General features: G+C 70.4%; 17 protein-coding genes. 11 read left to right on the top strand and 6 right to left on the bottom strand.

Annotated features, from left to right (window positions below):
* Nucleotides 1–1239: DUF3300 domain-containing protein (locus GXW74_RS21190; RefSeq protein WP_211848554.1), on the bottom strand; the 1239-nt coding region annotated here is incomplete at its 3' end.
* Nucleotides 1240–1642: 403 nt separating this feature from the next.
* On the opposite strand from GXW74_RS21190, the gene rho reads away from it, so the two are divergent.
* Entirely contained in the window at nucleotides 1643–2917 is a 1275-nt protein-coding gene (gene rho / locus GXW74_RS21185; RefSeq protein WP_211848553.1) for a transcription termination factor Rho, read from the top strand.
* Nucleotides 2918–3085: 168 nt separating this feature from the next.
* Here rho and GXW74_RS21180 read toward each other — a convergent pair whose 3' ends face one another.
* From GXW74_RS21180 to GXW74_RS21165, 4 genes are read right to left on the bottom strand one after another with little or no spacing between them, the layout of a single operon-like run.
* On the bottom strand, nucleotides 3086–3580 hold the full coding sequence (locus GXW74_RS21180; RefSeq protein WP_211848552.1) for a MarR family winged helix-turn-helix transcriptional regulator: 495 nt from the start codon (nucleotides 3578–3580) through the stop codon (nucleotides 3086–3088).
* 5 nt (nucleotides 3581–3585) lie between these two features.
* Complete coding sequence (locus GXW74_RS21175; RefSeq protein WP_211848551.1) at nucleotides 3586–4548, bottom strand: Bug family tripartite tricarboxylate transporter substrate binding protein; 963 nt, start codon at nucleotides 4546–4548, stop codon at nucleotides 3586–3588.
* A gap of 13 nt (nucleotides 4549–4561) precedes the next feature.
* A complete protein-coding gene (locus GXW74_RS21170) occupies nucleotides 4562–5752 on the bottom strand; it encodes a CaiB/BaiF CoA transferase family protein (RefSeq protein WP_211848550.1) in 1191 nt (396 codons plus the stop codon).
* Between the two features lie 2 nt (nucleotides 5753–5754).
* Nucleotides 5755–6921, bottom strand: coding sequence for an acyl-CoA dehydrogenase family protein (locus GXW74_RS21165; protein WP_211848549.1), 1167 nt, complete (start codon nucleotides 6919–6921; stop codon nucleotides 5755–5757).
* An 82-nt stretch (nucleotides 6922–7003) separates the two neighbouring features.
* Between GXW74_RS21165 and GXW74_RS21160 the strand changes: the two genes are divergently transcribed.
* The 10 genes from GXW74_RS21160 (at nucleotide 7004) to GXW74_RS21115 (ending at nucleotide 16794) form a co-directional block, all read left to right on the top strand.
* Nucleotides 7004–8161, top strand: coding sequence for an acyl-CoA dehydrogenase family protein (locus GXW74_RS21160; RefSeq protein ID WP_211848548.1), 1158 nt, complete (start codon nucleotides 7004–7006; stop codon nucleotides 8159–8161).
* 28 nt (nucleotides 8162–8189) lie between these two features.
* Nucleotides 8190–9374: a thiolase C-terminal domain-containing protein gene (locus GXW74_RS21155; protein ID WP_211848547.1), complete on the top strand. Its 1185-nt coding sequence runs from the start codon at nucleotides 8190–8192 to the stop codon at nucleotides 9372–9374.
* Nucleotides 9371–9805 (top strand): Zn-ribbon domain-containing OB-fold protein, encoded by a 435-nt coding sequence (locus GXW74_RS21150; protein ID WP_211848546.1) that lies wholly within the window; start codon nucleotides 9371–9373, stop codon nucleotides 9803–9805. The genes GXW74_RS21155 and GXW74_RS21150 overlap by 4 nt, the downstream gene beginning before the upstream one ends.
* Before the next feature lie 16 nt (nucleotides 9806–9821).
* Nucleotides 9822–10274, top strand: coding sequence for a MaoC family dehydratase (locus GXW74_RS21145; protein WP_211848545.1), 453 nt, complete (start codon nucleotides 9822–9824; stop codon nucleotides 10272–10274).
* Nucleotides 10271–11152: an HpcH/HpaI aldolase/citrate lyase family protein gene (locus GXW74_RS21140; RefSeq protein WP_211848544.1), complete on the top strand. Its 882-nt coding sequence runs from the start codon at nucleotides 10271–10273 to the stop codon at nucleotides 11150–11152. The genes GXW74_RS21145 and GXW74_RS21140 overlap by 4 nt, the downstream gene beginning before the upstream one ends.
* Nucleotides 11153–11167: 15 nt before the next feature.
* Nucleotides 11168–12031 carry a MaoC/PaaZ C-terminal domain-containing protein gene (locus GXW74_RS21135; RefSeq protein ID WP_211848543.1) on the top strand — a complete coding sequence of 288 codons (864 nt, stop codon included), beginning with the start codon at nucleotides 11168–11170 and terminating at the stop codon, nucleotides 12029–12031.
* A complete protein-coding gene (locus GXW74_RS21130) occupies nucleotides 12028–13548 on the top strand; it encodes an acyl-CoA synthetase (protein ID WP_338148300.1) in 1521 nt (506 codons plus the stop codon). Before GXW74_RS21135 ends, GXW74_RS21130 begins: the two co-directional genes overlap by 4 nt.
* 40 nt (nucleotides 13549–13588) lie before the next feature.
* Nucleotides 13589–14572 carry a Bug family tripartite tricarboxylate transporter substrate binding protein gene (locus tag GXW74_RS21125; protein WP_211848542.1) on the top strand — a complete coding sequence of 328 codons (984 nt, stop codon included), beginning with the start codon at nucleotides 13589–13591 and terminating at the stop codon, nucleotides 14570–14572.
* Between the two features lie 64 nt (nucleotides 14573–14636).
* Nucleotides 14637–15605, top strand: a complete 969-nt coding sequence (locus GXW74_RS21120) for a Bug family tripartite tricarboxylate transporter substrate binding protein (RefSeq protein WP_211848541.1) — start codon at nucleotides 14637–14639, stop codon at nucleotides 15603–15605.
* Between the two features lie 7 nt (nucleotides 15606–15612).
* Nucleotides 15613–16794, top strand: coding sequence for a CaiB/BaiF CoA transferase family protein (locus GXW74_RS21115; RefSeq protein WP_211848540.1), 1182 nt, complete (start codon nucleotides 15613–15615; stop codon nucleotides 16792–16794).
* 482 nt (nucleotides 16795–17276) lie between these two features.
* Here GXW74_RS21115 and GXW74_RS21110 read toward each other — a convergent pair whose 3' ends face one another.
* Entirely contained in the window at nucleotides 17277–17915 is a 639-nt protein-coding gene (locus GXW74_RS21110; protein WP_211848539.1) for a YciI family protein, read from the bottom strand.
* Nucleotides 17916–17963: the final 48 nt, after the last annotated feature.

The raw sequence follows: 17963 nt of genomic DNA, 5'->3' as shown, positions 1-17963 counted from the left end.
GTCGCCCGCGCCCGGCCGGTCGGCGCCGGGCCGCCGATCGCCTCCGGCCGGCCCCCGATCGCCGAGGCCCGGACGGTCGCCGGCCCCCGGGCGGTCACCCGCACCGGCCCGGTTGCCGATCCCTTCCCCGCGCTGCGCCTGGTCCACCCGGCCGCGGAACTGCTCGCGCGCCTGGGCGCGGTCGCCCGTGCCGGCGCCGGACCGGGTGGCGCCGACGCGGTTGCGCACCTCGTCGTTGCGATAGGCGACGCCGTGCCGGTGCGAGGCATCGTGCCGCCAGGTGTTGCCGCTGATGTTGCTCGTCCTGTTGCGGTTGATGTTGTTGTAGCGATCGGCGTTGATGTTGATGTCGCCGCCGCCCCAGTTCGCGTTCCCCCAACCCCAGAGCGAGCCGACGATGGCAGCACCGCCCGCGAAAGCCATGCCGGTCAGCAGCGCGCTGCCCAGCCCCCAGCCGACCGGGGGCGGGTAGTAGGCCGGCGGGTACTGCGGATAGGGCCAGGAGCCATAGACGACGCCGGGGTCGTAGGCCGGCACGTAGACAGTGTCCGGCTGGGTCGGCGCGATGGTGATGACCTGCGCCGGCGGGGCGACCGCCGGTGCCGCCGCGCCCGCGGCGGGCGGCGCCGCCACATTCTGCGTGACCGTCACGGTCTGCTGGGGGCCCGACTGCAACGCCCCATTCGCCTGGGCGCGGCCGCGCAGCACCTGGACGGCGTTCATCACGTCCTCCTGCTGCCCCAGCACGGCATCGCCCACCTGCTGGGTCCATTCGAGCTGGTCGTTCATCAGAGTCAGCACGTCGGGGAAGGGCACCAGCGACTTCACCGAGGGATCCCAGGACTGCGCGTCGAGCGCCTGCACCAGCGCATCCCCGCGCAGCGAGGCGTTCTGCCCCTGGCCGAGCCAGCGCTTCGCCTGCACCACCTCGAGCGGGTAGGTCGCGGCCATCAGCACCTGCATCAGCAGCGTGTCGGGATAAAGCGCGATGGGCGCGAGGAGCTGTTCGAGCTGCGCCTGGCTCAGCCGGTCCTCCTGGCCGGTGGTCGTGACGGGCCGGGGCGTCGCAGCCGGCGCGGGGGCCTGCGCCAGGGCACGCGGCGGCATCCCGCCCGCGAGCCCGGCGATGCCGCCGAAAGCCAAGGCCAACATGATGCGAGCGACGCGCCGGGGATCCACGGGGCTCACCCCCCCGACGCCGAAGCGCGGCAGGAAGGGCGCTGGATGGGGCCTGGTCATCTTGCTGTCTTCCTGGCGATCCTGGCCAATGATTCTGCTTTACGCATCCAGGTGCAATCACTGTCATTGGACCGGCGGAGCGTTTTTTGGGCGGGGCGCGCAAGATGGGCACCGCCACCCTTCCCGGACCTGCCGATCTTGAACCTGGCGCCTGCGATGCGCATCTGCCGGTTGACGGACGGCGCGGGCCTCCATAGGGTTCGGCCGCTTCCCGCCTGCGGTGTGGGGCGTCCTGCGCCTCGCGCCGCCACTTCCTTCCTCACCTTACGGGACCTCGCCCATCGCGCCGCATCCCGGCGCCGAGCCGGGCGAACAGGACGCAGCGCGCGCGGGTTCCCCGCGCCCGTCACGCCCCAGGGAACGTCCCGGCCAATCCCCTCGCTTTGGACGCCGTCCAGGACCCATGCACCTTTCCGAACTCAAGGCCAAGAGCCCCGCTGACCTCCTCGCCTTCGCCGAGGAACTCGGCGTCGAGAACGCATCCTCGCTGCGCAAGCAGGACATGATGTTCGCCATCCTCAAGAACCTGGCCGAGAACGACCAGGCCATCTTCGGGGAAGGCACGCTCGAGATCCTGCCGGACGGCTTCGGCTATCTGCGCAGCCCGCAGGCGAACTTCCTGCCCGGCCCCGACGACATCTACATCTCCCCCGCCCAGGTGCGCCGCTTCGGCCTGCGCACCGGCGATACGGTCGAAGGCCAGATCCGCGCGCCGAAGGACGGCGAGCGCTATTTCGCGATGCTGAAGGTCAACAGCATCAACTTCGAGCCGCCCGAATCGCTCAAGCACCGCATCAACTTCGACAACCTGACGCCGCTCTATCCGCAGCGCCGGCTGAAGATGGAGAACCCGGAGGTCGAGTCCGTCGCCAAGGGCCCGACCAAGGACAACACCCACCGCGTCATCGACCTGATCGCGCCGATCGGCATGGGCCAGCGCGCGCTGATCGTCGCCCCGCCGCGCACCGGCAAGACGGTGATGCTGCAGAACATCGCCAAGTCGATCTCGGCCAACAACCCCGAGGTCTTCCTCATGGTGCTGCTGATCGACGAGCGGCCGGAGGAAGTGACCGACATGGCCCGCACGGTGAAGGGCGAGGTGGTCGCCTCCACCTTCGACGAACCGGCGACGCGCCACGTGCAGGTGACGGAAATGGTGCTCGAGAAGGCCAAGCGCCTGGTCGAGCACAAGCGGGACGTGGTGATCCTGCTGGATTCGATCACCCGCCTCGGCCGCGCCTACAACAGCGTGGTTCCTTCGTCGGGCAAGGTGCTGACCGGCGGTGTCGATGCCAACGCCCTGCAGCGCCCGAAGCGCTTCTTCGGCGCGGCGCGCAACATCGAGGAAGGCGGTTCGCTGACCATCATCGCGACCGCGCTGATCGACACCGGCAGCCGCATGGACGAAGTGATCTTCGAAGAGTTCAAGGGCACCGGCAACAGCGAGATCGTGCTGGACCGCAAGCTGTCCGACAAGCGCACCTTCCCCGCGATCGACATCACCAAGTCCGGCACCCGCAAGGAAGAGCTGCTGGTGGATCGCGCGACGCTGTCGAAGATGTGGGTGCTGCGCCGCATCCTGAACCCGATGGGCACGCAGGACGCGATGGAATTCCTGCTCGACAAGCTGAAGTACAGCAAGACGAACCAGGACTTCTTCGACGCGATGAACACCTGAGCGATCGCAGGACTGCCGAGCGGGGCGCCGTCCCTCTCGGGCTCACCCCGCCAGGGATCCCATTGCCGAAAGGCCTTTGGAAACCGATGCCTTGGTATCCGCGGGTGCAGGGGACCGTGTCCCCTGCCGGGGGAGTTTGAGGGGGCAACGCCCCCTCAACCACGCGCCCTACTCTCCCGCACCATCGAGCATCCCGCGCAGCCGCTTGCCCAGTGCCGTCAGCACACGATCCGTCGCCTCCAGATCCTCCCGCGACACGCCGCGCAGCACGGACCGGTTGAGGTCCCGCCCGACCGCGACCATGCGGTCCAGCACACGGCTGCCGCGCGCGGTGACATAGACGCGGTTGATCCGCCGGTCCGCCGCATCCGCCTTGCGCACGACCAGGCCCGCGGCCTCCAGCCGGTCGATCATCCCGCCCACCGCCACCTTGCCGAGGCCAAGAAGCCGCGCGAGCTCCGCCTGCGTCATCCCGCCGGACGGGTCGTAGCGCGTGAGCTGCGCCAGCGCCCACCACTGCGCGCGCGTCACGCCATGCGGCTTCATCGCCTGGTCGAACAATGTCTGCCGCAGGCGGGAGACGTCGTGCACGAGGAAGCCGATGCGGAACTCGCTGCTGCCCTGGGACCGTCCGCGGGCCTGGCGTTGGGGTGCGGAAGCCAATCGCGTCACTCGCGCGGCAGGCCGGCGGCCTGGACGATGCGGCCCCACTGCTCGATCTCGCGCGCCTGGAAGGCAGCGAGGTCCTGAGGCGTGCCGGTCGCCGACACCAGGCCGAGGCCGAGAGAGAAGCGCTTGCCTTCCTCGCTGTCGAGCACGGCGCGGATCTCCCGGTTCAGGCGCGCCACGGCGACTTCCGGGCTGCGCGCCGGCAGGAAGACCGCGACCCAGGACGCGAAGTCGTAGCCGGGCACGCCGGCTTCCTGCAGCGTCGGCACGTCCGGCAGCATCGGGATGCGCTGCGCTGGCGTCACGCCGAGGGCGCGCAGAGTGCCTGCACGGACATGCTCCCCTGCGGAGGCGAGATCGCTGACCATGAAATGCAACCGACCGGCGAGCAGATCCGTCACCGCCGCCGGCGTGCCGCGATAGGAGATCCGCTCCGCGCTGATGCCCGTCAGGCTGATGAGCAACTGTGCCGCCGCCAGGCTGCCGATGTTGCCGGTGCCATAGTTCAGCGCGCCGGCGCGCGCGCGGGCTTCCGCGACGAATTCCGTCACGTTGCGCGCCGGGAAGTCCGAGCGGACCATCAGCACCAGCGGCGCGATGCTGGTGAGCGTGACCGGCGCGAAATCCTTCACCGGGTCGTAGCCCGGTTCCCGCAAGAGATGCACGGCCGCGGCGTGGGTCGAATTGGTGGCGAAGAAGAAACCGTGCCCGTCAGGCACGGCGCGGGCGGCCTGGCGCGCGGCGATGGTGCCGTTGCCGCCGGCGACGTTCTCCACCACCACCGGCTGGCCGAGGCCGCGGGACAGGCGCTCGGCCACGAAGCGCGCGATACCGTCGGTCGCGCTGCCGGGCGGGAAGGGCACGATGGCGCGCAGCGGGCGCGACGGGAAGGCATCACCGCCCTGCGCCCGTGCGGCGAAGGGCAGCAGCGGCGCTGCGAGGATCAGCCTGCGTGCGATCATCCGATCCTCCTTCTCACGGGGCACCCAGGGCGCCGGCGGCGCGCAGGGCGGCGATCTCCTCAGGCGTGAAGCCGTAGCCGGCCAATGCTTCGTCGGAATGCTCGCCGAGCATCGGCGGCGGCGATGCCACGCGGCGCGGCTTGCCGTCGAACTGGATCGGCTGCGCGATCGTCTTCATCGCGCCGAGATGCGGGTGCTCGTACTCCATCACCATGCCGCGCGCCGCCATGTGCGGGTGGGCAAGCATGTCGGCTATGGTGTTCACGGCAGCGCAGGGGATGCCGATGCCGAGGCAGAATTCCACCCATTCATCCGCCGTGCGCGTGGCGATGACCGATTGCACCAGCGCGACCGTCTCCGCGAAGCGTGCCACGCGATCGGCGTTGGTGCGGAAGCGCGGGTCCTCGCCGAGCTCCGGCTGCCCGATGCCCGCGGTGAAGCGACGCCAGAGATTGTCGTTGGCGATGCCGATCAGCACCGGCCGGTCGGAGGCATCGAAGGCCTGGTAGGGGCACAGCGATTCATGGCCGGATCCGCACTTCTCCGGCAGCGAGCCCTTCTCCCAGAAGATCTGGAAATTGTAGCCGAGCAGTGCGGCCGCGGTCTCGAACAGCGACACCTCCAGCCGGCAGCCCTGCCCCGTCCGGTGACGTTCGAGCAGCGCAGCGAGGATGCCGGAAAACGCATTCATCCCCGTGGACTGGTCGATCGGCGAGAAGGGGCTGCGCGCCGGCCCGCCGCCGCGTTCGCCGGTCATCGCCATGATGCCGCTGAACGCCTGCAGGATGACATCGTAGCCGAGCCCCCCCTTCAGCGGCCCGGTGCGCCCGAAGCCCGAGATCGAGCAGTAGACGAGCCGCGGATTGAGCGCGCGCATCTCCTCCGCCCCGATGCCGAGCCGTTCGGCGACGCCGGTGGCGTAGGATTCGATCAGCACATCCGCCTGCGCGACCATCCGCTGCGCTGCATCGCGCCCGGCTTCGGTCTTGAGATCCAGCGCCAGCGACTTCTTGTTGCGGTTGGCGCTGAGGAACACGGCGCCGACGCCCCCGCGGAACGGCGGCCAGCCGCGCGTGTCGTCGCCGCCCCTCGGCGGTTCGATCTTCGTCACCTCCGCGCCCAGGTCGCCGAGCCACTGGGCGCAGAGCGGCCCGGCCAGCACCTTCGAGAAGTCGAGGACGCGCAGACCGGACAGCGGCGTCATGGTCAGTAGGATTTCGGCTGGCCGAGCACGCGCTCGGCGATGAAGGACAGCACGAGCTGCTCGGAGACCGGCGCGATGCGGCAGATCAGCACCTCGCGCAGCAGCCGCTCGACCACATATTCCTTGGCATAGCCCATGCCGCCATGGGTCAGCACCGCCTGCAGGCAGGCATTGTGCCCGGCACGGCCGGCGAGCAGCTTCGCCGCATTCGCCTCCGCCCCGCAGGGCTTGCCGCTGTCGTAGAGCCACGCGGCCTTCATCGCCATCAGCCAGGCGGATTCGAGGGCGGTCCAGCATTCCGCGAGCGGATGCTGGATCGCCTGGTTCTGTCCGATCGGCCGGCCGAAGACGCTGCGGTCCCGGCCGTAGCGCGCGGCGCGCTCCAGCGCGTCCTGGCCGATCGCCACCGCCTCGGAGGACAGCAGGATGCGCTCCGGGTTCAGGCTGTCGAGCACGTAGCCGAAGCCCTTGCCTTCCTCCCCGATGCGGTCTTCCTCCGGCACGAAGAGGTCGTCGATGAAGGTCATGTTCGAATCGACGGCGGCGCGGCCCATCTTCGGGATGCGCTTCACCTCCACCTTGCTGCGGTCGAGCTCGGTGTAGAACAGCGTGATGCCGTCCGACGGGCGGCGCACGTCCTCCTTCTTCGTCGTGCGCGTCAGCAGCATGATCCTGTTCGCCACCTGGCCGGTGGAGGTCCAGATCTTCCGCCCGTTCACCCGGTAGCCGCCCGGCACCTTGGCCGCGAAGGTGGTGATGGAGGTGGTGTCGAGGCCCGCATTCGGCTCGGTGAAGCCGAAGCAGGCCTGGTCCGTACCGGCGACCAGCGGCGGAATCCAGCGCGCCTTCTGTTCCGGCGTGCCGTGCACCACGATCGGGTGCGGGCCGAACATGTTGATATGGATGGAGGAAGCCGCCGCCATCCCGCCGCCATGGCGCGCGGCCGTGTGCATGACGAGTGCTGCTTCCGTCACGCCGAGGCCGGCGCCGCCATGCTCCTCCGGCATGGTGATGCCGAGCCAGCCGCCTTCGGCCATGGCGCGGTGGAACTCGCGGGGGAAGCGCGCCTCATCGTCGCAGGAACGCCAGTAGTCGTCGCCGAAGCGGCGGCAGACCGCGGCCACGCCCGCGACGATCGCTTCCTGCTCGGGCGACAGGCCGAAATCCATGAACTCCTCCCCGGGATGCTTGCGCGATGATCGTACGCATGCTTACCATTTGCAAGAGAACGAGAACGATCGAGGAAACGGCATGCTGGACCGCCCGCGCACGGTGCTGAGCCAGGAGCACGAGATCTTCCGTGCCTCCGTACGCCGCTTCGTGGAAGCCGAGTTGGTTCCGCACAACATGGCCTGGGAGGAGGCCGGCATCGTCCCGCGCGAGGCTTGGCGCAAGGCGGGCGAGGCCGGCCTTCTCTGCTGCGACGTGGCGCCCGAATACGGCGGCCCGGGCGGCGACTTCGGCCATTGCGCGGTGGTGACCGAGGAGCTCGCCCGCGCCAACCTCTCCGGCCCCGGCTTCGTCGTGCATTCGGACATGGTCGCGACCTACCTCGCGAAGTTCGGGTCCGAGGAACAGAAGCGGCGCTGGCTGCCGGGCATGGTGGATGGCAGCCTGATCGGCGCCATCGCCATGACCGAACCGGATGCGGGCAGCGACCTCAAGGGCATCCGCACGCGCGCGGTGGCGGATGGCGACCACTACGTCATCCGCGGCCAGAAGACATTCATCTCCAACGGCCAGAACGCCGACATCATCATCACGGCCTGCAAGACGGATGCGAATGCCGGCGCGCATGGCGTCAGCCTGATCGTGGTGGAGGCCTCATCGCCCGGTTTCCGGCGCGGCCGCAACCTCGCCAAGATCGGCATGAAGGCCCAGGACACCTCGGAGCTCTTCTTCGACGAGGTACGCGTGCCAGTGGCGAACCGCCTTGGCGCAGAGGGCCAGGGCTTCGGCATGCTGATGACGAACCTGGCGCGCGAACGCCTGGTGCAGGCGGTGCGCGGCGTGGTGCTCGCCGAGGAAGCCATCCGTTGGACCATCGCCCATACCCGTGAGCGCAAGGCCTTCGGCCGCACCATCGCGGACTTCCAGAACACCCGTTTCGTGCTGGCGGAACTCGCCGCCAAGACCGCCGCGGCGCGGGCGATGACTGACGGGCTGATCGCGCTGCAGATGGACGGCACGCTGGACCCCATCGAGGCTGGCATGGCGAAGCTCTTCTGCACCGATCTGCAATGCGAGGCGCTGGACCGCTGCCTGCAGCTCTTCGGCGGTACCGGCTACATGGCGGAAACGCCGATCGCGCGGGCCTGGGCGGATGCGCGCGTCACGCGCATCGCCGGCGGCGCGGCGGAGGTGATGAAGGAGATCATCGGCCGACGCCTGTTCCAGGGCGCGGCATGATGACCATGCGGGAAAGGGCACAGCGCCGATGAGCGAGCGCACATTGCGCGGCAAGGTGGCGATCGCCGGCATCGGCGAGACCACCTACTACAAGCACGGGCAATCGCCCGATGCGGAGTTCAAGCTGGCGCTGCAGGCGGTGCTCGCCGCCTGCAGGGATGCCGGCATCGACCCGAAGGAGGTGGACGGCTTCGCCTCCTACGGCAATGACCGGTCGGAGGCGGTGCGCCTCGCTGCCGCGCTGGGCATCAAGGAACTGCGCTTTTCCAACATGCACTGGGGTGGCGGCGGTGGCGGTGTCGCGGCCTCGGTCGCCAATGCCGCGGCGGCGGTGCATTCGGGCATGGCGAATTGCGTCATTGCCTTCCGCTCGCTGGCGCAGGGCCAGTTTGCGCGCTACGGGCGGGGCGCCGCCGTCGCGGCGGCGGCGGGCGACGACGCCTTTCTCTTCCCCTACGGCCTGATGTCCCCGGCGCAGCGCTTCGCCATGAAGATCACGCGTTTCATGACGGAGCACGGCATCAGGCACGAAGCCCTGCGCAGCATCGCCATGGCCTCCTATCACCACGCGCAGACCAATCCGCGCGCGGTGATGTACGGACGCCCGCTGACGGAGGAGAAGTACGACGCCTCCCGCTGGATCGTGGAGCCGTTCCATCGCCTCTTCGATTGCTGCCAGGAGAATGACGGCGCCGGCGCGGTGCTGGTGGTGCCGGCGGATCGTGCGAAGGACCTGCCGCACAAGCCGACATATTTGCTCGGCACCGCGCAGGGCGGGCACCACCGCAGCGCCGCACCCGTGCACAACGCACCGGACTATGCCTCGGCGCATTTCCCGACCGTGGCGAAGAACATGTGGGCCATGGCGAAGCTCGGTCCGCAGGATGTCGATGTCGTGCAGGCCTACGAGAACTTCACCGGCGGCGTGCTGCTCTCCCTGGTCGAGCACGGCTTCGTCGATCCGAAGAAGGCCAACGAGTTCCTCGTGCTCGAGAACCTGCTCGCGCCCACCGGCCGGATGCCGATGAACACCAGCGGCGGGAACCTGGCCGAGTGCTACATGCACGGGCTCGAGATGGTGAACGAGGCCGTCCGCCAGCTTCGCGGCACCGCCTGCAACCAGGTGCCGAACCCGGAGGTCGTCGCCGTCCTCGGCGGCCCGATGGTGACACCCGTCAGCAGCCTGGTCCTCGGCACGGAGGCGACCCTGTGAGCAACGCCCTTCCCCCCGGCCTGCCAGCGCCCGCGCAGGAACCCGTCGCCAAGCCCTATTGGGAAGGCACCCGCGCCGGCAAGCTGGTGATCCAGCGCTGCAAGGGCTGCGGCGCGCATCAATGGGGCCCCGAGTGGGTCTGCCATCGCTGCCATTCCTTCGATCTGGGATGGGAGGAAGTGGCCCCGCGCGGCCGCATCTGGTCCTGGCAGCGTCCGCATCATCCGGTGCATCCGGCGCTGAGCGGCTTCGGCCCCTACACCATCGTGCTGGTGGAACTGCCGGATGCGGGGAATGTCCGCATGGTCGGCAACCTGCTCTGCGAACCGACCGCGCCGGTCGAGATCGGCGCGGAGGTCGAAGCGGTGTTCGAACCGCATGACGAGGCCGACCCACCCTACACCCTGGTCCAGTGGCGCCTGAAGGGCTGAGGAAGGAGGACACGACATGGCCGGTCTCTATTTCGAGGAATTCGAGGTCGGCCAGGTCTTCCGACACGCCATCCGCCGCACGATCACGGAGACCGACAATGTCTGGTTCTCCGCCATCACCCACAATCCAGCGGCGCTGCACCTCGACGAGGAATACGGCAAGACCACCGAGTTCGGCGCCCGCATCGTCAATTCCTGCTTCACGCTCGGGCTGATGGTCGGCATTTCGGTCGGCGACACCACGCTCGGCACCACCGTGGCGAATCTCGGCTGGGACGAGGTGCGCTTCCCGAAGCCGCTTTTCCACGGCGACACCATCCACGTGGAGACGGAGGTCCTGTCCAAGCGCCCCAGCAAGTCGCGCCCCGGCCAGGGCATCGTCGAGTTCATGCACCGCGCCTACAACCAGCGCGGCGAGCTGGTGGCACACTGCAAGCGGTCCGGCCTGATGCTGGGCAAGCCGGCATGAACCGCTCCTGGCTCTTCGTCCCGGCCGACAGCGAGCGGAAGCTCGCCAGGGGCGGCGAGAGCGGGGCGGATGCGCTGATCCTCGACCTGGAGGATTCCGTTGCCGCATCGCGCCGCCCCGCCGCGCGCGGGATGGTGGTGGACTACCTGACCGCGCATGCCGGTGCCGCGCGTCGGCCGCAACTCTGGGTGCGCATCAACCCGCTCGACAGCGAGGGGCTGACCGATGCCGCCGCCGTGGTGCGCGCCGCGCCGGATGGGCTGGTGGTGCCGAAGGTCAACGGCCCGGACGAGCTGCTGCGGCTTTCGCACTGGCTCGATGCGCTGGAAGCGCGCGACGGACTGCCGCAGGGCGGCATCCGCCTTCTCGCGGTGGCGACGGAGACGGCGGCGGCGGTGCTGCGGCTATCCGAATACGCACGCACGGCGGTGCCGCGCCTCGCCGCCCTGACCTGGGGTGCGGAGGATTTGGCGGCGGCCCTCGGCGCCAGCAGCAACCAGGATGCGGCGGGCGGGTATTCGCTCACCTACCGCATCGCGCGCTCCTCCTGCCTGCTCGCCGCCGTGGCGGCGGATGTGCAGCCGATCGACACGCTCGAAGCCGATTTCCGCGACGAGGCCGCGCTGCGTGCCGCCTGCGCCGCCGCCCGCCGCGAGGGCTTCACCGGCAAGATCGCGATCCACCCGGCGCAGGTCGGCCCGATCAACGAAGGCTTTCGCCCGACCGCGGAGGACGTCGCCTTCGCCCGCCGCGTCGTCGCGGCCTTCGAGGCGAATCCCGGCATCGGCACGGTCGGTCTCGACGGGAAGATGATCGACATGCCGCATCTGCGCCAGGCGCAGCGCGTGCTCGCCGCCGATGCGGCGTTCCAGGTCTGACGGGGGAAACGACGCATGGCGATCGACTACGCAAAGCTGAAGAACCGCAAGTTCGCCGACATCGAGGCGGCCTACGGCGTCAAGGACACGATGCTCTACGCGCTCGGCCTCGGCCTCGGGCAGGACCCGATGGACCCGAAGCAACTGCGCCATGTCTACGAGGAAGACCTTGCCGCCCTGCCCACCATGGGCGTGGTGCTGGCCACGCCCGGCTTCTGGGTGAAGGAACCGGACACCGGTGTCGATTGGCCGAAGGTGCTGCATGGTGAGCAGGGCCTGACCATCCACAGGCCATTGCCGCCGCAGGGCCGGGTCGTCAGCAGGTTCCGCATCGACGAGATCATCGACAAGGGCGCCGGCAAGGGCGCGCTGATGTACACGACGCGCGAGCTGCGCGACGCCGCCGGCGGCGAGCTCCTGTGCAGCCTGACCAGCACCTCCTTCCTGCGCGGCGACGGTGGCTTCGGCGGGCCGAGCGGTCCGGTCCGCCAGCCGCACCCGGTGCCGGAAGGCACGCCGGATGCGCATTTCGACTGGACCATCGGCCGCCACGCTGCGCTGCTCTATCGCCTGAACGGCGACTACAACCCCGTGCATGCCGACCCCAAGGCGGCAGCGAAGGGCGGCTTCGCGCAGCCGATCCTGCACGGGCTCTGCTCCTACGGCGTCGCCGGTTGGTCGGTGATGAGCCTGCTGTGCGACGGGGATGCATCGCGCCTGCGCCGCTTCGACCTGCGCTTCACCTCCCCGGTCTATCCGGGGGAGACGCTGCGCACCGAGGTCTGGAAGCAGGGGCCGGGCGTCGCCGCCTTCCGCGTGCGCGTGCCGGCGCGCGACGTCATCGCGCTGAACAACGGGCGCGCGGAATACCTGCCGTGAGCACCGACGCCATCATCGTCAGCGGCGACCGGGCCATCGCGCGCGGCGACCTGATGGCGCGTGTCCGCCGCGCGGCCAGCGGCTTCGCGGCGCTCGGCGTCGGCCCGGGCGACTGCGTGGCGCTGCTGCTCAGGAACGACTTCCCGTTCCTCGAAGCCAGCCTCGCCGCGACCACGCTCGGCGGCTATGCGGTGCCGATCAACTGGCACTGGAAGCCGGAGGAAGTCGCCTACCTGCTGCGCGACTGCGAGGCGCGGGTCGTGGTCGTGCACCACGACCTGCTCCCGCTGCTGGCGGAAGCGCCGGAGGGCCTGACCGTCCTCGTCGTGCCGACCCCGCCCGAAGCGGCTGCCGCCTATGGCATCGCGCCCACGGACGACACCGCGCCGGGCGAGGCGTGGGACGCCTTCCTCGCCGGCCACGCCGAATGGGACAGGCCGGCGCAGCCGGCGCGCGAGAGCATGATCTACACCTCCGGCACCACCGGCCGGCCGAAGGGTGTCCGCCGCCAGCCGCCGACACCCGAGCAGGCCGCCGGCACCGCGCGCAACCGTGCGCAGATCTACGGCCTGGTGCCCGGCATCCGCTCGCTCGTGCCCGGCCCGATGTACCACTCCGCGCCGAACGGCTTCGGCCTGCGTGCCGTGCCGCTCTCCGACGTGCTGGTGCTGATGTCCCGCTTCGACCCCGAGGAGCTGCTTGCGCTCATCGAGCGCCACCGCATCACCACCACCTTCCTCGTTCCCACCATGATGATCCGCCTGCTGCGGCTGCCGGAGGAGGTGAAGCGCCGCTACGACCTGTCGTCGCTCCGTCACGTCACCCACGCCGCCGCGCCCTGCCCGCCCGAGGTCAAGCGCGCGATGATCGAATGGTGGGGCCCGGTCATCCATGAATTCTACGGCGCCACCGACCTCGGCGCGCCGACCGCCTGCACCAGCGAACAGTGGCTGGCGAAGCCCGGCACCGTCGGCACGCTGACCGAAGGTGCGACGATCAGGATCCTCGACGAGAACGGGGCGGAGTGCCCCGTCGGCGTGCCCGGCGAGATCTACGCCCGTGTCGAGTACATGCCCGACTTCACCTACAACAAGCGCGACGGCGAACGCCACGCGGTGGAACATGACGGGCTGATCACCGTCGGCGATGTCGGCTACTTCGACGAGGACGGCTACCTGTTCCTCTGCGACCGCAAGCGCGACATGGTCATCTCCGGCGGCGTCAACATCTACCCCGCCGAGATCGAGGCGGTGATGATCGGCATCCCCGGCGTGCTCGACTGCGCCGTCTTCGGCATCCCGGATGCCGAGTTCGGCGAGTCCCTCTGCGCTGCCATCCGCGCCGCGCCCGGCACGACGGAAGCCGCGATCCGCGAAGCGCTGAAGGCGCGGCTCGCGAACTTCAAGGTGCCGCGCGTCATCGACTTCCACGAGGAATTGCCGCGCGACGATTCCGGCAAGCTGCTCAAGCGCCGCCTGCGTGAGCCCTACTGGCAGGGGGCCGGACGCGCGATCTGACGACAACCGCGCGGGAAACGCGCGACACGGGAGGACAGGGATGCACCGGATCGCCACGTCACGCCGCGCGCTGCTCGGCGCGGGCCTCGCGCCGCTCCTCGCGCCGCGCGCCCTGCGCGCGCAGGGCGCCTATCCCGGCAACCGCCCGGTCAGCCTCATCATCCCCTATGCCGCCGGCGGCATCCCCGATGTCTTCGGCAATGCCATCACCCAGGGGCTGCAGGAACGCCTCGGCGGCACCTTCGTCATGGACCACAAGCCGGGCGCGAGCACGACCCTCGGCACGCGCCAGGCGGCGCGCGCGCGGCCGGATGGCACGACGCTGGTCTTCGCCGGCAATGCCACCTTCACCATCACGCCCTTCGTGCTGCGCAGCGCCGGCTACGACCCGTCGAAGGACTTCACCTGGCTCGGCCTGACGGGCATCGCCGTCTACCTCTTCGTCGCGCATCCGCGCTGGGAGAGCCTCGAACACGTCCTCGCCGCGGCGAAGCGCCGCCCGAACGAGATCAGCTACGCCACCTGGGGCGTCGGCTCCTCGGCCCATCTCGGGACCTTCGACCTCGCGCGGCGCGCCGAGGTGGAGATGATCCACGTCCCCTACAACGGCACGGCGGCGGCGCTGATCGACGTCTCGGCGGGCCGGGTGGATTTCATGCTCAGCACGCTGGCGCCGGCGAAGCCGCACATGGAGGCGGGCCGCGTGCGCGCGCTCGGCATCGCCACGGCGCAGCGCTTCCGCCCGCTGCCGGACCTGCCGACCGTCGCCGAGCAGGGCTTCCCCGACTACATCGTGCCGAACTGGACTGGCGTCGCCGCGCCGGCCGGCCTGCCGGACCCGATCGCGAGTGCGCTGGATTCGGCGCTGGCCGCGACCTTCTCCGACGAACGCCTGCTGGCGCGGCTGGAACCGCTCGGCATCACCGCCTCGCCGACCGGCGGCCGATACATGCGGGAGCAGGTGGCGCGCGACCTGGCAGCGAATGCCGACCTGGTCCGCCGCGCCGGCATCACGCCGGAATAGGCGGCGCATGGACGGCGCTCGGCGCGCGGACGTAGCCTGCGGTCAGGACAGGGAGGAAACACCGATGCCGCTCGCCCGCCGCACGACGCTGGCCGCCGCGCTGGCCGGCGCCGCGCCCGCCCTGGCATTCGCGCAGCCGCGCGCCTGGCCGAACCGGCCGGTGCGCATCGTCATCCCCTATGCCCCCGGTGGCCCGGTCGAGATTCCCGGGCGCTTCATCGCCGAGCATCTCGCCGCGCGGCTCGGCCAGCCTTTCGTGGTGGAGACGCGGCCGGGTGCGGGTGGCGCGCTCGGCACCAAGCAGGTGATCGCGGCGACGGACCAGCATACGCTGCTCATGGTCACCGGCGCCGTGGCGATCCAGCCCGCCGTGCAGCCCGATATCGGCTACGACCCGGTGAACGAGCTCGTGCCGATCTCGGTGGTCTCGGAATCGAGCATGGGCTTCATGGTGCGCCCCAATGCGGCCTTCCGCGACCTGGCGGGCCTGATCGCGGCGGCGAAGGCGGCGCCGGGGCGCATCACCTACGGATCCTCCGGCAACGGCACCACCACGCACATGGCGGCGGCGCTGTTCGGCGCGCGCGCCGGGATCGCCTGGCAGCACGTGCCCTATCGCGGCAGTGGGCAGTTGATCAGCGGATTCCTCGCCGGCGACGTGGACGTGATGAGCGGCGACCTCGCGACGCTGCTGCCGCATGTGCGCGAGGGCCGTGGCCGGCTGCTCGGCGTCACCTCGCCGGAACGCGTGCCGGCGGTGCCCGACGTGCCCTCCATCGCCGAGGTCGTGCCTGGCACCGGCATCACCATCTGGTTCGCCCTGTTTGCGCCGCGCGGCTTCCCGGAGGAAGCGGTTGCGCGGCTCGGTGCCGAGCTCGCCCCGCTGCGCGGCGGATCGCCGCTCGGGGAACGCATGGCGGCGGCGGGCGGGCGGCTGCTGCTGACCGGCCCGGCGGAGCTGTCGGAACGCCTGCGCCGGGAGTTGCCGCTCTGGCGCCAGGTCGTCGCCGACGCCGGCATCCGGGCGGAGTGATCCGGGCATGGTGCCTCTGCTGTCGGGCCTCCGCGTCCTCGATCTCACCAGCGTGATCTACGGGCCATTGATCGGCCAGGTGCTCGGCGATTTCGGTGCCGATGTCATCAAGGTGGAAAGCCCCGAGGGCGACCTCGCCCGAGGCATCCACCCGCGCGGCCCGCAGGGCGACAGCGCCATGTTCGTGAACAACAACCGCAACAAGCGGTGCGTGGTGCTCGACCTCAAGACCGAGGCGGGGCGGGAGGTGATGCGGCGCCTCCTGCGCTGGGCGGAGGTCTTCGTCCACAACATGCGTCCCGCCGCGATCGAACGCCTTGGCTTCGGCTTCGCGCCGGTCGCCGCGATCAATCCCGGCATCATCTACTGCGCCGCGGTGGGTTTCGGCAGCGGCGGCCGCTATGCCGGGCGCCCGGCCTTCGATGACGTCATCCAGGCCGCCGGCGGCATTGCCGCGCTGCCCTCCTACCGCGGCCAGGACCCTGCCTATGTCCCCGGCGTGATGGCGGACAAGGTGGCGGCCCTGACCGCGACCTATGGCGTGATGGCCGCGATCGCCGCGCGCGGCCGCGGCATGACAGGCCCGATCGAGGTCGAGGCGGCGATGTTCGAGGCCGTCGCCGCCTTCGTGCTGAACGAGCATCTGGCCGCGGCGAGCTTCGGCGGCCCGCCGGAATCCGCCGGCTACCACCGCATGTTCGCCGCCGACCGCCGGCCCTATCGCACGCTGGACGGCTGGATCGCGGCGCTGCCCTACACCGGGCAGCAATGGCGCCGCCTGCTGGAATTCACCGGCCGGCAGGACATCTTGGACGCGCCATGGTTCGGCGATGCCGGGGAACGCAGCAGGCGCATCGCGGAGCTCTACACCGTTCTCGCCGAGGAGATGGCCCGCCGCAGCACCGCGGAATGGCTGCGCGCGCTGGAAGAGCTCGACATCCCGCATGCGCGGGTGAACCGGCTCGAGGACCTGCTGCGCGATCCGCACCTGCAGGACGTCGACTTCTTCGCCCCGAACGGCACCGGCCTCGCGCGGTCCGTGCGCCAGCCCGTCCGCTTCCCTGCGCTGCCCGACGGGCCGGATCGTCCGGCGCCTGCCCTCGGCGCGGATACCGAGACGGTGCTGGGCATGCTCGGCTACGGCGCGGCCGAGGTCGAGGCGCTGCGGGCTGGCGGCGCGCTGGGCTGACGCCGCGCCGCAAGCGCGCGAAGGATGCAGCTTCGCGCGGCCCGGAGCCGATCCCGATCGGGTGGAAACACCCGATCGGCTGAAGATGCTCGTGAAGACAAAGGTTCGGAGAGGCTGTCGCAGGTCGGAGCGAACAGAAGCCGCTCGCGTCTTCCGCGGCCGGCCTGGCGTGCGGCCGCCCTGCCGGCACTGCGCCCTGCACCCGTCGCGCCAAGTTCGGACGGGCGTGCTCCCGCTGTCATGTCATACCAGCGGCGCGAGTTCCTGCCTCGTGCCGAGGCCGCGACGGGCACCCTGTCACCTTGCCTTGCAACGTGACCGAGGATCCGGAATGCGGCCCGCCGGTGCTCCGGCGAAGCCAAGCAAGGCGGAGGTTTGCGCCCGGCGTCCGAGGGCACGAAAAGACGGATACCAGCGGTCGCGAATGGCGGCCGTCGGGATCAGCGGGGCGTTCGGCCGGTCCGGCACGAGAATGCGGCGTTTCACGCCGCGCCGGGCAGCGCCCGGTACGGCAGGGGCGCGAAGCGAGTGCCGTGCAGCGCAATGTCCTTCCACACGCCGCCGGTCACGTAGGGGTCCTCGGCCATCCAGGCACGCGCGGCCTCATCCGTCGCGTGGCGTGTCACCGCGATCGACCCGCGCATCGTGCCGGCCTCGTCCAGGATCGCTCCGCCCATCGCCAGCGTGCCGTCGGCCGCCATCGGCGTGACGCGCGCCATGTGCTGCGCCCGCACGGCCATCCGCCGCGCCGGCGCCTCGGCATCCGTGCCATCCATCGCGACGATGACGGTATGCGTGCGGCTGGCGGAGATCGGCTCACCCGGCTGCGGCAGCGGGCGATAGGGCAGCGGCGCGATGCGGAAGGGGTGCGCCTCCCACCTCGCCCAGACGCCTTCCGCGGCGAAGGGCTCCTCCGCCAGGTAGGCGTCGAGGCCGGCCTTGTCCGGCACCTCCAGCACCATCAGGGAGCCGGCGGCCTTCCAATCGGGCGTGAACAGCGGCACGCCGAGGGCGAGCCGCCCATCCTGCGCCCAGCGGGTGATGACGGCGAGATGCCGGTCGCGCACCGCCGTGCGGCGCGCGGGATCGGGACCGTCCCAGGCGATGATGGCGTAGCCCATGGTGCTTCCCCTTCTGCGGTTGGACGCCATCATGGCGCGTCCGCCGCG

It is taken from the genome of Neoroseomonas eburnea (assembly GCF_018129005.1).
In the GTDB taxonomy this organism is placed as follows: domain Bacteria; phylum Pseudomonadota; class Alphaproteobacteria; order Acetobacterales; family Acetobacteraceae; genus Neoroseomonas; species Neoroseomonas eburnea.
This window is presented reverse-complemented; position numbering and strand designations above follow the sequence as displayed.